The following is a 13,584-nucleotide window of genomic DNA, read 5'->3' as shown; positions in this document are numbered from 1 at the left end:
CGGACGCGCCTGCCGCGATGTAAGGGACGTGAAGGGAGAGAGCCGCGCGACCGGCCGCAACCGTCATGCGCCGCCAGGCCTCGACACGGTGGCAGCGCGGAACCGGGAGGATTTCATGACGACACTGAAAACGGCCGTGGTCGGCCTCGGTTCGATGGGATACGGCATCGCCGCATCGCTGCTACGCGCGGGTATCGTCACCCATGGCATCGACGTCGATGCCGGGCGTGTCGCCCGATTCCAGGACGAGGGCGGAGCCGCAGGCGAGGTTGCGCCTCTTGCCGACACGCTCGACGCGCTTGTTGTCGTCGTTCTCAACGCGCGTCAGGCCGAAACCGTGCTCTTCGGCGATGCGGGGCTCGTTCCATCGATGAAACCCGGCAGCGTCGTTATCGCCTGCCCGACGGTCTCGCCCGAGTTCGCCCGCGAGATGGCGACGCGCTGCGCCGGGCATGGCGTCCACTACCTCGACGCACCGATCTCGGGCGGCGCGGCGAAGGCTGCGGCCGGCAAGCTGTCGATCATGGCGGCTGGCTCACACGACGCCTTTGCCGCCGCCCGTCCCTTTCTCGACGCGATTTCCGAGACCGTGTTCGAGCTGGGCGACAAAGCCGGCGCCGGCTCCGCCATGAAGGCCGTGAACCAGCTCCTGGCCGGCGTTCACATCGCCGCCATGGCCGAGGCTGTCGCCTTCGGCATGACACAGGGCATCACGCCGGAGACCTTCCTGGACGTGATCCCGAAATGCGCCGGCACGAGCTGGATGCTGGAGAACCGCGCTCCTCACATCGTCGAAGGCGACTACGATCCGAAGAGCTCGGTGAACATCTGGCCCAAGGACCTCGGCATCGTGCTCGACATCGCCAGCTCGGCCGGTTTCGACGCGCCGGTCACCAGTGCCGCGCTCGACCGCTTCCGCGCCGCGGCCGACATGGGCCTCGGCAACGAGGACGACGCTGCGGTGGTCAAGGTCTACGCGGCGGCCTCCGGCCTACGGCTTCCCGGCGCGGACTGACCTCCGCCCTTCTCCATGCCCGGCCGACAGGCGGTCTTGCGCGCGCGCCGCGCCGCGTCGGAAGCTTCCGGGCCCATCCTTGAGGACACGGATCCCGATGACCACGGTTCTGGGCTGCATCGCCGACGATTTCACCGGCGCCACCGACCTTGCCGGCCTCCTTGCCCGCAGCGGCGTCAAGGTGAGCCTGCGCATGGGCGTTCCCGAAACACCGCCCGAGGATACGGCCGCCTTCGAGGTGATCGCGCTGAAATGCCGGACATCGCCGGCGGACGAGGCCATCGCCGAATGCCGCGCAGCACTTGCCTGGCTGAAGCAGGCAGGCGCCAAGCGCTTCTTCTGGAAATACTGCTCGACCTTCGATTCCACCCCGGAAGGCAACATCGGCACCGTCGCCGAGGCGCTGATGAAGGACCTCGACACGCCGCAGACGATCTACTGTCCGGCATTTCCCGAAAACGGCCGCTTCGTCTTCATGGGCAATCTCTTTGTCGGTCGCGAGCCACTCGCCGAAAGTCCGATGAAGGACCATCCGCTGACACCGATGCGCGACAGCAACCTGATGCGCCTGTTGGCGCCGCAGGTCACCCGCCCCGTCGGACTCGCGGACAGGAGGATCGTGGCGAAGGGAGCCGCCGCCCTTCGCCACGAGCTGAAATCGCTCGCCGGCGAAGGCGTTGCCCATGTGGTGGTCGACGCGCTGGCCGAGGGGGATCTGGCCATCGTCGCGGAGGCTGCCCGAGACATGGCGCTGATGACCGGCGGCAGCGCACTGGCAGAGGCCCTGCCCCGCCTCTATCTGGAGGACGGCGTGCTGTCCCGCGACTTCGCCCGCCCCTCCCAACCGAGGCTCGAGGCCAAGGCGGTCGTGCTGTCGGGAAGCTGCTCGGCGATGACGCGCGCCCAGGTGAAAGCCTATGAGCAGCGCGCACCGTCCTTCCGGCTCGATCCCCTGGAGCTGGCCGAAACCGGTGCGGACGCGGCTCTGGCCTGGCTCGCGAAGCAACCGCTTGAGGAAGCCCCTCTCGTCTACGCAACGGCGGAGCCAGACGCGGTTCGTGCCGCCCAGCAGAAGCTCGGCGTCGCCCGTGCCGGCGAGATCGTCGAGGAAGCCCTCGCCGCGCTCGCGGTGGCCGCGCGCGAGGCCGGTGCCCGCCGCTTCGTAATTGCCGGCGGCGAGACCTCCGGCGCGGTCACCAGGGCGCTCGGCGTTGACCGGCTGGTGATCGGCGCGGAAATCGCACCGGGCGTGCCCTGGTGCTTTGCCGAAAGCCGCGGCGCTGCAATTGCGATCACGCTGAAATCCGGCAATTTCGGCAAGGAGAACTTCTTCGCCGACGCGCTCGCGAATCTCGAGGCCGGGGCATGAGCGCTGACGCAAGGCTTCGCGAGGACATGTGCCTGCTGGCCAAGTCGCTGTTCGACCGCGGGCTCACCGGCGGATCGACCGGCAACATCTCGGCGCGCACGTCCGACGGGGGGCTGCTTGTGTCTCCAACCGGCACCTCCTTCGGTCGCCTCGATCCCGCGCGCCTATCGCGCTTCGATGCGGACGGCCGGTTGATCGGCGGCGACAAGCCGACCAAGGAGATGCCGTTGCACACGGCCTTCTACGAAACACGTGGCGCCACCGGAGCGGTCGTGCATCTCCATTCATGCCACTCGGTCGCCTGGTCACTGATGCCCGAGGCCGACGAAGACAACTTCCTGCCTCCCCTCACCCCATACGCGATCATGAAGCTCGGCAAGGTGAAGCTGCTGCCATTCTTCCTGCCGGGCGATCCGGCAATGGGCGAGGCGGTGCGCGGGCTTGCCGGCAAGCGCAGTGCGGTGATGCTGGCAAACCATGGCCCCGTCGTCGCGGGCAAGGACGTGGAGGCCGCCTGCAACGCCATCGAGGAGCTCGAGGACACCGCGAGGCTGGCGATCCTGATGCGCGGCTACGACGCGCGCATGCTCAGCGACGCCCAGGTCCGGGCCCTTGTGACGGAATTCAACGTGGAGTGGGACGACTGATGAAATTCTCAGCCAATCTCGGGTTCCTGTGGACCGACCGAATCCTCCCCGATGCCATTCGCGCCGCCCGAGCCGCCGGCTTCGATGCGGTCGAGTGTCATTGGCCCTACGACGTTCCGGCGGCGAAAGTCGGAGCGGCGCTCACCGAAACGGGGCTTTCGATGCTCGGCCTCAACACCCGGCGCGGCGATGTCCCGGCCGGCGAAAACGGCCTCTCCGCCCTTCCCGGTCGCGAGGACGAGGCGCGCGCGGCCATCGATGAAGCGATCGCCTATGCCCGCGCCATCGGCACCGCAAACATCCATGTCATGGCCGGCTTCGCCGAGGGCGATGATGCGCGCCGGGCCTATTGCGCCAACCTCGCCTATGCCTGCGAGAAGGCGGCGCCGCTGGGCATCACCATCCTGATCGAGCCGCTCAACAGCTACGACGCGCCGGGCTATTTTCTCTCCACCACCGACCAGGCGCTGGAGATCATCGCCGAGGTCGGAGCGCCGAACCTGCGCCTGATGTTCGATTGCTACCATGTGCAGCTCATGGAAGGCGACATCACCAACCGGCTGACACGCCTGCTTCCTTCCATCGGGCACGTGCAGATCGCCTCCGTGCCCGACCGGGGCGCGCCCGACCACGGCGAGTTGGACTATGGCCACGTGTTCCGCACGCTGGAGAGCATCGGCTGGCGCGCGCCGGTCGGCGCCGAGTACAAGCCCGGACGTCCCACCGACGAGACACTTGGCTGGCTGACAGCCCGCGGCTGAGCCGGCGACGGCTCGGCAGCGAGACGGTGAGCCGGCGAGCGGGTCGCTTGCCTCAGTCGCTTTCGGTCGCCCCCGCCATAGCTCGCAGCCTGGCGTTTTCACTTTCCAGCTCGGCCAACCGCTGCTGGAGGGGGCGGACCGCCTCGGCGACGTCCGCGTGGGTAAAGCGCGGCGTGATGTGTTGCGGGCAATTCCAGTCGAACGCCTCGACGCGCAAAACGAAGATCCGTTCCGGTCGTGTCCGTTCGCTCTCGATGTGAACACGCGCCAGAAGTTCGGGGTTGTCGTCAATCGCCACCGTCTCGACCCTCGCATAGATCTTGAGACGCGCGCGCTGCGGGTAGTCGACGAGGATCAGGCAGGCGCGGTCGTTGGCCGCGAGATTGCCAAGGCTGATATACTGCCGGTTGCCCCGATAGTCGGCCAGGGCGAGCGTGCCCGGATCCAGCACGTTGAGAAAGCCGACCGGTCCTCCGCGATGTTGCACATAGGGCCAACCGGTCTGCGAGACCGTGGCGATATAGAAGCTGTCACGGCTTTCGATGAACGCCGCGTCCGTATCCGACAGGCGCCCGCCTGTGCGCCGCGCCCGCCCGTTTTCCCAAAGCCCCTCGCTACCCATACCGGCCTGAGCGGCACGAACGCTGGGTGTGATGGCTATGTCGAGAAACCCTTGTCCCATCAGCGTTCTCCTTTCTCATGTGTCGCTACGACGGCGGCCGGAATGCCAGGCGTCCGACCTCGAGCCGATCATGCCGCCTCACAGGCCGCGACGACGGGAAAGTCGATCTCCGTCCGCGCCACCTCGTTGAGGAAGTTCGTGAAGACGTTCTCGGCAACCAGCGCGACGATCTCGACGACCTCGGCATCAGAGAAGCCGGCCTCGCGCACCCTGGCGATGTCGATACCGCTGACGCGACCGCGCTCTCGCGCCACCTTCGCGGCAAAATCCACGGCCGCATGGGCGCGGGTGTCGCCGGAAGCCCCATGACGGTTGAGCTTGATCTCCTCCGCGCTGAGCCCCGCCCGATTGAGCCCGAGATAACTGTGCGCGGACAGGCAATAGTCGCTGCCGTTCACCTGGGCGACGGCGAGCGCGATCCGCGCGCGCGTCTTCGCCCCGAGCGTTCCGGCAAGCCCGGCCTGAAAGGCTGCAAAGCAGGTCAGAACCTCGGGACTGTTGGCGATGAGGCGAAACACGTTCGGTACGAAGCCGAGATTGTCTCGGATCGCGTCCAACACTGGACGAGAGGCGTGTGACGGGTCGTCATGCATGGGGATGGCGATACGGGGCATGAGGTCCTCCTTGATCAGGTCGGCCGGAGACTGGCTCGCTTGAGGGGAACATGCCCTCTCCCGCTCAAAGAGATAATCAACTAGATTTGGCGATCATCTTGCCAGATTCCGGAAAGACGAATGGACCGTTTCGAAGCCATGTCCCTGCTGCTCGCGGTGATCGAGCATGGCAGCCTGTCGGCTGCCGGCCGGGCGCTGCGGGTGCCCGTGACCACGATCAGCCGCAAGCTCTCCGAGCTGGAGACCCTTCTCGGTACACAACTCCTCATCCGCACGACACGCAAGCTGACGCTCACGGACGCCGGCGTCTCCTATATCGCGGCCGCCCGCCGCATCCTCGAGCAGGTCGAGGAGGCAGAACGGGAAGCCGCGGGCGAGTTCGTCGCTCCGAAGGGGGAGCTCGTTGTCACCGCGCCGATCCTCTTCGGCCAACTCCACGTTCTGCCGACAGTGACGCGATTTCTCTCGCTGTTTCCCGAGATCGACATCCGCCTGGTTCTGTCTGATCGCACGATCCATCTGCTCGACGACCATGTCGACATGGCGGTCCGGGTAGGCGCCTTGTCCGACAGCGCCATGATCGCGACCCGTGTCGGTGCACTCCGAAGCGTCATCTGCGCAAGTCCCGCCTTCCTTGCCGCCCATGGCGTTCCCCGGCGACCGGAAGACCTGACGGGAATGCCGGGCGTCGCCTTCGAGGGCCCGTCGCTTCACTGGTCGTTCCACGCAAGCTCGGCCGGCGCAGCCACAGAGATCGCGCTGCGCCGCCGCCTGTCCGTGACAACGGCGCAGGCGGCCGTCAACGCGACGGAGGCAGGCGTCGGTTTCGCCAGGCTGTTCTACTATCAGGTGGCGGAATCAGTAGAGGCCGGCAGGCTCGCGATCGTGCTCGCCGAGTTCGAGCCGCCCCCCTCTCCGGTGAGCCTCGTGCACGTGCCGCGCGGACAGATGCCGCTCAAGATGCGCCACTTCCTGGATTTCGCAGCCCCGAGGTTGCGCGCGGAGATCGCCGCCCTCGCGCCCGCCCCCCGGTGAATTGCAGCGCTTTCGGCCATTTGCCCACAGGGGCTCGCGGCGGAGGGCGGAAGTGTGGCACGTTGCCCTCGCCTTTCCACGAAAGCGATTCCATGCTGCACGTCCAAGACACCGCCGATAGCCGTTCCGCCTCGCCAGCCGCGCCCGATCCGCTTGCCGTCCTCAGCCGCGTTTATGGCTACGATGCCTTCCGGGGCAAGCAGGCAGCCGTCGTCGAGCGCGTGATTGCCGGCGGCGACGCCGTCGTGTTGTTCCCGACAGGCGCCGGCAAGTCGCTGTGCTTCCAGATTCCCGCGCTCTGCCGCCCCGGCGTCGGCATCGTCGTCTCGCCGCTGATCGCGCTGATGCGCGACCAGGTGGAGGCGCTGCGCCAGCTTGGCGTGCGCGCCGCCGCGCTCAACTCCTCGCTGACCCGCGAGGAATTCCTCGACGTCCGCCAGGCGCTCGCCGCCGGTGAGCTCGACCTTCTCTATGTCACGCCGGAGCGCATCGTCACTCCGGCTTTCAAGGACATGATCGGCCAGTCCCGGATCGCGCTATTCGCCATCGACGAGGCCCATTGCGTGTCGCAATGGGGGCATGACTTCCGCCCCGAATACCGGGAGCTCGGCCATCTCGCCGAACGCTATCCCGGCGTTCCGCGTATGGCGCTGACGGCGACCGCCGATCCGCACACCCGCGACGATCTCATCGATCGGCTGGCCCTGCGCTCGGCCGAGGTGTTCACCACGTCCTTCGACCGCCCCAACATCGCCTATGAGATCGTCGAGCGTGACCAGCCGCGCCAGCAGCTTCTGCGCTTTCTCTCGCGCCACAAGGGCTCGAGCGGCATCGTCTACTGCCTCTCGCGTGCCAAGGTCGAGGAAACCGCCGACTGGCTGAACGCCCAAGGGATCCGGGCGCACGCCTATCATGCTGGCATGGACCGGGCGATGCGCGACGCCCACCAGGACGCCTTCCTGAAGGAAGAAGGGCTCTGCCTCGTCGCCACGGTCGCCTTCGGCATGGGCATCGACAAGCCGAACGTGCGCTACGTCGCGCATCTCGATCTGCCCGGCTCCGTCGAGGCCTATTATCAGGAAACCGGACGCGCCGGGCGCGACGGCCTGCCCTCCGACGTCTGGATGGCCTACGGGATGGCCGATGTCATCCAGCGCGGTCGGATGATCGATGGCGGATCCTCCAGCGACGACGTCAAGCGCGTCGAGCGCGCCAAGCTGAACGCATTGCTCGCCATCTGCGAGACCCCCGGCTGCCGGCGCCAGGCAATCCTCGCCCATTTCGGCGAGACGCATGCCGGCAACTGCGGCAATTGCGACACCTGCCTCAAGCCGGTGGAAACATGGGATGGCACCGAAGCCGCCATCAAGGCGCTGGCCGCCGTCTATCGCACCGGCGAGCGCTTCGGCACAGGCCACCTGATCAGCGTCCTGCGTGGCGAGGTCAACGACAAGACCACCCGTTTCGGCCATACCGACATGCCCGTTTTCGGCGTCGGAAAGGATATTCCGACAAAGACCTGGCAGTCGGTTTACCGCCAGTTGCTGGCCGCCGGCCTGGTCAGCGTTGACCATGCCGCCTTCGGCGCCTTGCGCCTGGAGCCCGAGGCGCGCGCCGTCTTTCGCCACGAGCGTCCGGTTCTCTTTCGCAAGGACAGGCCGACAAAGGGCAAGGCGTCGTCCTCCCGCTCCGAAAGCGCAAAATCGGCGCTGGAAGGCGATGACCTGGAGCTGTTCGAGGCGCTTCGGGCCGCCCGCATGTCCATTGCCCGGGAGGCCTCGGTGCCGCCCTATGTCGTCTTTCCCGACACGACACTCGTCGCCCTGGCGATGGAGCGCCCGGCAAGCCACGAGGACATGCTCGGCGTTTCCGGCGTCGGTCAGTCGAAGCTCGAACGCTACGGTGACGCCTTCCTGGAGGTCATCCGCACCCACCCGGCATAGCCGGGCAGCTAGCGGCGGCGGTCGCTCGCGGTCGGCCCCAAGGCAAGGCGCATCTGCTTTTCCGCCTCGATCAGCATGAAGAACACGACGCCGACTGCGACGATGAGAAGCCCCTCGGCGAAAGGCACTGCCTCGGTCCCGAACACGGCCTGCAACGGCGGCAGATAGGTGATCGCGAATTGCGCCGTGGTCACAGCCGCCACGCAAGCCCAGACGACCGGAGTGCCGCGCGCCGCCGCCCAGGTCAGCGACGTTCCGTGAATGTTGCGGATGAAGAACAGGTGGAAGATCTCCAGCACCACCAGCATGTTCATCGCCATGGTCCGCGCCAGCTCCGGCGAATGGTTCCGCCCCGTCGCATAGGCGTAGATGCCGAAGACCGCGAGCAGGAACAGGACCGAGACCAGCGCCACATGCCAGATCAGCGCCCCGTTCAGCAGCGGCTCGTCGCGTGGGCGCGGTGGCCGGCGCATGGTGCCCGGCTCGCTCGGCTCGAATGCCAGCGCCAGCCCCAGCGTTACCGCCGTAATGAGATTGACCCACAGGATCTGCACGGCAGTGATGGGCAGGGCCAGACCCGCGAACAGCGCCACGACGATGGTCATGGCCTCTCCCGCATTGGTCGGCAGCGTCCAGCTGATCACCTTCTTGATATTGTCGTAGACGGTTCGTCCCTCGCGCACGGCGGCGGTGATCGAGACGAAATTGTCGTCCGCCAGAACCAGTTCCGCCGCCTCCTTGGCGGCCTCGCTGCCCTTGCGCCCCATGGCGATGCCCGCGTCAGCCCGCTTCAGCGCCGGCGCGTCGTTGACCCCGTCGCCGGTCATCGCCACGGTCAGCCCCTGCGATTGTAGCGCCGTGACGAGGCGCAGCTTGTGGGCAGGCGACGTGCGGGCAAAGATATCGATCCCGAGAACCGCTTCGGCGAGCGCCGCCTGGTCCATCGCCTCAATGTCTGCGCCGGTCAGCACCTGGACGGAATTCTCCAGCCCGATCCGTGCGCCGATGGCGCGCGCAGTGGCGGCGTGATCGCCGGTGATCATCTTCACCCGGATGCCGGCGGAGCGGCATTCGGCGACGGCCTCCGCCGCTTCCGCACGCGGCGGATCGATGAGCCCGATCAGACCGATCAGCGTCAGGTGACCGTCCAGATCGGCGCCTTTCAGGCCCGCGTGCTCCTCATCGACCTCTCGCAGCGCCACCGCGAGCACGCGCAACCCCTGCGAGGCAAGCTGCTCGACCATCGCGTACCAATAAGCATGATCGAGCGGCTCGACCCCGCCACCGTCCACGCGCTGGTCGCGGCAAAGAGCCAGCAAAGTCTCGGGCGCGCCCTTGGCGTGAATGGCGGCACGCCCGCCACTGCCCTGGTGCAGCACGGCCATGTAGCGGTGCGCCGCGTCGAAGGGGATCACGTCGGCACGCGACCAGTCGCCAACAACCGCTGCATCCGTGCGGGTGATCTTGCCGGCGAGCGCCATGAGCGCGCCTTCCATCGGGTCGCCCTCGACGCGCCAGCCGTCTTCCTCTTCCCGCAAAACCGCGTCATTGCACAGGCAGGCGACCTGCGCGAACTCGATCAGGACCGAATGCTCGGCCGGATCAGCCTCTGCCTCCGCCAGCCGCACCGCCCCCTTTGGCGCATAGCCCTCGCCGGCGACGGAAAAGACGTGCCCGGAGGTGGCAAGCGCCGCCGCCATCATCTCGTTGCGGGTGAGCGTTCCCGTCTTGTCGGAGCAGATAACCGAGACCGAGCCGAGAGTTTCGATTGCCGGCAGGCGGCGGACGATGGCGTTGCGCCGCGCCATCGACTGGACGCCGACCGCCAGCGTGATCGTGAGGACAGCCGGCAATCCTTCCGGGATCGCCGCGACCGAAAGTCCGACCACCGCCATGAAGAGTTCGGCGAACGGCATCCGTCCCGCGACCGACCCATAGAGAAGCAGGCTTGCCGCCACCAGCAGGATGAAGATCGTCAGCCAGCGCGCGAACACATCCATCTGTCGCACAAGCGGTGTGGTCAGCGTTTCCACGTCACTGAGCATGCCGCTGATCCGGCCGATCTGCGTGCGCCCGCCGGTCGCGGTGACAACGCCCTTACCCGTTCCCGTCGCCACGAAGGTGCCGCTGAAGAGCATAGAGGTCCGGTCTCCGAGCGCCGCGTCCGACGCGACCGGGCGTGCCGACTTGTCGACAGGAACGGATTCGCCCGTGAGAATCGCCTCTTCCGCCTTGAGCCCCCTCGCCTCGAGCAGGCGCAGATCGGCCGGCACCCGGTCCCCCGCCTCGACGAGAACGATATCGCCCTGCACAAGATCGGCGGCATCGACATTGTGCCGGCGCCCTTCGCGCAGCACCGAGGAATGCGGCGCGAGCATGCCGCGGATTGCCTCCATCGCCTGTTCGGCCCGACCTTCCTGCACGAAGCCGATCACCGCGTTCACCACCACCACCGCGAGGATCACGCCGGTGTCGATCATGTGTCCCAGCGCGGCTGTGACCACCGCAGCGCCGATGAGCACGTAGATCAGCACGTTGTGAAAGTGCGAGAGGAAGCGCAGCAATGCGCTGCGCCGCGGCCCCTCGGGAAGCTGGTTTGCTCCGAACTCGTCCAGCCGGCGCGCGGCCTCCTCGGACCTCAAGCCTTCGACACGGCTTTGGACCGCCTTGAGCGTCGCCTCCGCCGAGAGCGCGTGAAACTGATGGTCCCGATCCGTCTGCATCGTCTCTCCGGGGAGCCCCGAACTCTCGGCCTCCCGCCCCTTGTTTCCGATCCCGTCTGCGCTGCCGCCACTAGACCACAAAACCCGCGCGCATAAATTACCCTGCCCGTCACAGCAACCCATGCGCGAATATCAAGACCAGGTAATACATTGATTTTATTGAATATAAACGAGCACAACGGGGTCTGCGACTTTCGGTCCCAGGCGTTGCGTGCGGTCATTGGCCGGATATGCGGCAACGATGCGCGATCCCCGCCCCGAGCAGGCTCGATCTTGCGGCAGGCCCCGCCTAGGATAGGGTGATTGGCGAAAGGGAGCGGGACCGGAATGTGGGCTTACCGACGACAGGAGAACGTCGAAATCGCGCGCTGCCGCAGCGCCGACGTCCCGGATATACGTCTTCATTTCCACGAAACCGCGCAGCTTAGCTTTGTTACCGCCGGCCGCAGGTGCCTCGAGACGCCGGATGGCAGCTTCGACATTGCCCCCGGACAGGGGCTCTACATCCCGCCGGGGGTGCTGCATCGGTTTCGCACAACGACCGGACCGGACGGCTGGTGCGTCAACCTCTACGGCGATCTCGATCTCGGACCGCAGGTCCGCTCTCTCGCCGGCACCCTGGAACATTGGCAAGCCGCTTGCCAGGCTGTCCCGCAAGCCGGTGTCGCAACCGGATCGGGTGCCTACCGAAGCTTCGGCGCCTGTCTCACCGGCACCCCCGGCACGATCGGCGACATTGCCAGGAACCTCGGGCTGTCTCGCGAGTATTTCACCCGCAGATTCGTGAAGACGGCGGGCATTCCACCCCACACCTACAGGCTTCTAGCGCGGCTGAACCACGCCCGCCGCGCCCTGCGCGCCGGCGGAGATCCCGCCAGCGTCGCCGCCGAACTGGGCTTCGTCGACCAGAGTCATCTGGGAAGGCATTTCCGCAGGACATTCGGCACCACGCCGGGCGCCTACAGAAAGTCGCGGTCCTGATCACAGCCGTACCAGACCGCCATCCCGACCGCGCCTAAAAGCGGGTCATGGAACATCTCGATCTCGTAACCCTCGCCCTGCTCTCGGTCGGTGTCGTCGGAGGCATCGTGAACGCGGTCGCCGGCGGCGCAACGCTCATCACCTTTCCGGTGCTGATGGCCGTCGGGTTGCCACCGGTGACGGCCAATGCCTCAAATGCGGTCGCGGTATCCCCCGGACACCTGCTCGCAGCGCTCGCCGACTGGCGAAGCATCCCGCCGTTCGACAGGCATCTTTGGACCCTGCTCACGCTCTCGGGACTGGGAGGTCTCGCCGGTGCCGGTCTACTGCTCGCCGTACCGGCGGAGGCTTTCGTGCTCCCCGTCCCGGCCCTGATCGGGCTCGCGACCGCCCTCTTCGCCTTCGCTCCGCGAATTGCCGCGGCAAGCGTTCGCGCCGGCCGGGGAAAAGCGGAGGGACAGGCCCGGGAAAAGGCAGGCCTCGCGGCCGCTGCCGTCTACGGCGGCTTCTTCGGCGCCGGCCTCGGCATCATCCTGACCGCGCTTCTTTCCCTGTCCGAGCCGGACGACATTCGCAAGGTCAAGGTTCTGAAGAACCTGCTTGCAACCATTACCGCCCTGTTCGCGAACGCATTCTTCCTGATCAATGGTGCCGTCTCGTGGCCCGTGACCTGGCCCATGCTGCTGGGGGCGCTGGTCGGCGGATATCTTGGCGGATACCTGATCCGCATCCTGCCTGCCGCCATCATCCGCACAGTCGTCATCCTCGCGGGAAGCGTGATGACCGTCGCCTATGCCTATCGGTTCTGGCTGTAGCCGCTCCGCGTGCCCTTACAACCACGACCAACCGGCCCAGCAGTCTTGAAAAAACTGGCCCATTCAACGGGGCCGGAAAACTCATATGGTTCGCGATATCGAAGTCTCTTGCGGAGTGTCGGGCATTGGAAAGCCGCAGCATCGCCGGTGCGCAGGACGCACCATGTGTCGACCACATGGCGGGCGCAGAAGGAACGGTATCGGAACTTGGCAGGCAGCTGGCGCGGGACGGATTTGCAAGGATCCCCGCCTGGACGTTGGAAAGCCTGCTCACGGACGATGCGCTGCAGGACCGAAATCGTTTCGCCGAGAGCTGGAGCGACCTGCCGCGCGATTCCCACATGGGCGACGGCGGGACATACCGACGTCGCCGCTTTGCCGTTTTCGCAATGAACGGCTCCCCGGAGCGTTTGCCCCACCGGCCGCATTACCAGAGCCGCGACCACAATCCGCTGAACGGCGGCATCGAGCGCTGGTTCGCCCCCGTGACGGACGAAGACGGCCTCTCCCCGTTGTTGCGCGGCCTCCTGCAAACGATGGCCAGCGTCATTTCGGTGGCGGAAGGCGAACGGGAAAGGACGGTCGAGGTGCACCAGTTCCGCATCGAGGCGGAAGCGGCCACGCCAGGCCAACCGACGCCGGAAGGCATGCACCGGGACGGTGTAGACTGGGTCTTCATGATGCTTGTAGACAGGCGCAACGTGACGGGTGGCGAGAGCGAGATCCAGACGCCCGGAGGAGAGGCGCTTGCGCGTTTCACCCTGCGGCAGCCGTTTGAGGCGGTTTTGCTTGATGATCGCCGTCTGGTGCATGGCGCCACGCCGGTTGCCCGGCGCGATCCCGACCTGCCAGCCTCGCGTGACATGCTCGTCGTCACATTCCGTCCCGCGCAGAGCAACACCTGAAACGGTCGCCGGCGCTGCACGACGCTGGCAAGGCGGCAGGGAGTATGCGATCCATAACCGGCCTGCTCACTTTCGGTCGGGCATCGACATTGGA

At 66.6% G+C, this 13,584-nt stretch carries 12 protein-coding genes; 9 read left to right on the top strand and 3 right to left on the bottom strand.

Going from position 1 to position 13,584, the window contains the following annotated elements:
• Positions 1–115 precede the first annotated feature (115 nt).
• The 4 genes from ltnD to ACSLUQ_RS05435 all read left to right on the top strand — a co-directional run bounded on the left by ltnD (position 116) and on the right by ACSLUQ_RS05435 (position 3,792).
• On the top strand, positions 116–1,015 hold the full coding sequence (gene ltnD, locus ACSLUQ_RS05450) for an L-threonate dehydrogenase (RefSeq protein WP_417774135.1): 900 nt from the start codon (positions 116–118) through the stop codon (positions 1,013–1,015).
• Positions 1,016–1,112: 97 nt separating this feature from the next.
• Positions 1,113–2,384, top strand: a complete 1,272-nt coding sequence (gene otnK, locus ACSLUQ_RS05445) for a 3-oxo-tetronate kinase (RefSeq protein ID WP_461807908.1) — start codon at positions 1,113–1,115, stop codon at positions 2,382–2,384.
• On the top strand, positions 2,381–3,031 hold the full coding sequence (gene otnC / locus ACSLUQ_RS05440) for a 3-oxo-tetronate 4-phosphate decarboxylase (protein ID WP_461807907.1): 651 nt from the start codon (positions 2,381–2,383) through the stop codon (positions 3,029–3,031). The genes otnK and otnC overlap by 4 nt, the downstream gene beginning before the upstream one ends.
• The gene (locus tag ACSLUQ_RS05435) at positions 3,031–3,792 is read left to right on the top strand and encodes a hydroxypyruvate isomerase family protein (RefSeq protein WP_461807906.1); all 762 of its coding nucleotides are present in this window, start codon (positions 3,031–3,033) and stop codon (positions 3,790–3,792) included. Before otnC ends, ACSLUQ_RS05435 begins: the two co-directional genes overlap by 1 nt.
• 52 nt (positions 3,793–3,844) lie before the next feature.
• Here the strand turns inward: ACSLUQ_RS05435 and ACSLUQ_RS05430 are convergent, their stop codons facing one another.
• Together ACSLUQ_RS05430 and ACSLUQ_RS05425 are read right to left on the bottom strand one after the other, a co-directional pair.
• Entirely contained in the window at positions 3,845–4,474 is a 630-nt protein-coding gene (locus ACSLUQ_RS05430; RefSeq protein ID WP_461807905.1) for a pyridoxamine 5'-phosphate oxidase family protein, read from the bottom strand.
• 68 nt (positions 4,475–4,542) lie between these two features.
• A complete protein-coding gene (locus tag ACSLUQ_RS05425; protein WP_461807904.1) occupies positions 4,543–5,088 on the bottom strand; it encodes a carboxymuconolactone decarboxylase family protein in 546 nt (181 codons plus the stop codon).
• Positions 5,089–5,208: 120 nt separating this feature from the next.
• Between ACSLUQ_RS05425 and ACSLUQ_RS05420 the strand changes: the two genes are divergently transcribed.
• A complete protein-coding gene (locus ACSLUQ_RS05420; protein ID WP_417774141.1) occupies positions 5,209–6,123 on the top strand; it encodes a LysR family transcriptional regulator in 915 nt (304 codons plus the stop codon).
• A 92-nt stretch (positions 6,124–6,215) separates the two neighbouring features.
• Positions 6,216–8,066 (top strand): DNA helicase RecQ, encoded by a 1,851-nt coding sequence (gene recQ / locus ACSLUQ_RS05415; RefSeq protein ID WP_461807903.1) that lies wholly within the window; start codon positions 6,216–6,218, stop codon positions 8,064–8,066.
• Positions 8,067–8,074: 8 nt separating this feature from the next.
• Here recQ and ACSLUQ_RS05410 read toward each other — a convergent pair whose 3' ends face one another.
• Positions 8,075–10,789 (bottom strand): cation-transporting P-type ATPase, encoded by a 2,715-nt coding sequence (locus ACSLUQ_RS05410; protein ID WP_461807902.1) that lies wholly within the window; start codon positions 10,787–10,789, stop codon positions 8,075–8,077.
• Between the two features lie 303 nt (positions 10,790–11,092).
• On the opposite strand from ACSLUQ_RS05410, the gene ACSLUQ_RS05405 reads away from it, so the two are divergent.
• The 3 genes from ACSLUQ_RS05405 (at position 11,093) to ACSLUQ_RS05395 (ending at position 13,490) form a co-directional block, all read left to right on the top strand.
• A complete protein-coding gene (locus tag ACSLUQ_RS05405) occupies positions 11,093–11,770 on the top strand; it encodes an AraC family transcriptional regulator (RefSeq protein WP_461807901.1) in 678 nt (225 codons plus the stop codon).
• A 47-nt stretch (positions 11,771–11,817) separates the two neighbouring features.
• A complete protein-coding gene (locus ACSLUQ_RS05400; protein WP_461807900.1) occupies positions 11,818–12,585 on the top strand; it encodes a sulfite exporter TauE/SafE family protein in 768 nt (255 codons plus the stop codon).
• A 125-nt stretch (positions 12,586–12,710) separates the two neighbouring features.
• Positions 12,711–13,490, top strand: a complete 780-nt coding sequence (locus ACSLUQ_RS05395) for a 2OG-Fe dioxygenase family protein (RefSeq protein WP_461807899.1) — start codon at positions 12,711–12,713, stop codon at positions 13,488–13,490.
• The last annotated feature ends 94 nt before the right edge of the window (positions 13,491–13,584 follow it).

It is taken from the genome of Stappia sp. ICDLI1TA098, from assembly GCF_054880955.1.
This window is presented reverse-complemented; position numbering and strand designations above follow the sequence as displayed.